We start from the raw sequence: 705 nt of genomic DNA, 5'->3' as shown, positions 1-705 counted from the left end.
CGCTAGAAGATGGCAAATTTGTCGTTGAAACCACTGGCAACCAAAGTTCTGGTGCCTTCCGCTCAATGAGTTTGGCAAACTGCTTTGTGGTGTTGGAACGTGAGCGTGGCCGCGTGGAAGTTGGCGAAACGGTTCAAATCCAACTGTTTAACTCAACGTTATACTAGGGACGTGCTGTGGATATTCTTTCCGATCAGGAGATGCTGCGCTATAACCGCCAGATCATTCTTCGCCAGTTCGATTTCGAAGGGCAAGAAGCGCTCAAACAAAGCTCCGTGCTTATTTTGGGTGCGGGCGGTTTAGGCTGTGCTTCTAGCCAATACCTCGCCACAGCAGGTGTCGGCCGTATTACGCTCATCGATGACGACATTGTAGAGCTCTCTAATTTGCAGCGCCAAGTATTACACCACGACACAGATATCGGCCGCAAAAAGGTGGATTCTGCCGCCGATGCGCTACGAGAACTTAACCCTCACGTCGAGGTAAACACCGTTGCCAAACGTCTCGATGATGCTCAACTTCAAGCTTTGATTGAACAACACACTGTGGTAGTTGATGCGTCTGATAACGTCGACACTCGTAACCAACTGAACCGCCTCTGCTTTGCAACGAAAACCCCGCTTATCTCTGGTGCGGCAATTCGTATGGAAGGTCAAGTGAGCGTGTTTACGTACGACGATCCAACTCAACCTTGTTACCAGTGCT

The 705-nt window shown here is 49.9% G+C and carries 1 protein-coding gene and 1 pseudogene; both read left to right on the top strand.

The annotated features are described in order from the left end of the window. Positions 1–167: pseudogene (locus R7Z77_RS25645) on the top strand (molybdopterin molybdotransferase); the annotation flags it as partial. A 9-nt stretch (positions 168–176) separates the two neighbouring features. After that, positions 177–705, top strand: a 529-nt coding sequence (gene moeB, locus R7Z77_RS25640; protein ID WP_318137087.1) for a molybdopterin-synthase adenylyltransferase MoeB, incomplete at its 3' end; no start/stop codon positions are given.

The organism is Vibrio sp. 1401 (genome assembly GCF_033340295.1).
The sequence above is the reverse complement of the archived record's forward strand: the minus strand, read 5'-3'. Positions and strand labels throughout refer to the sequence as shown.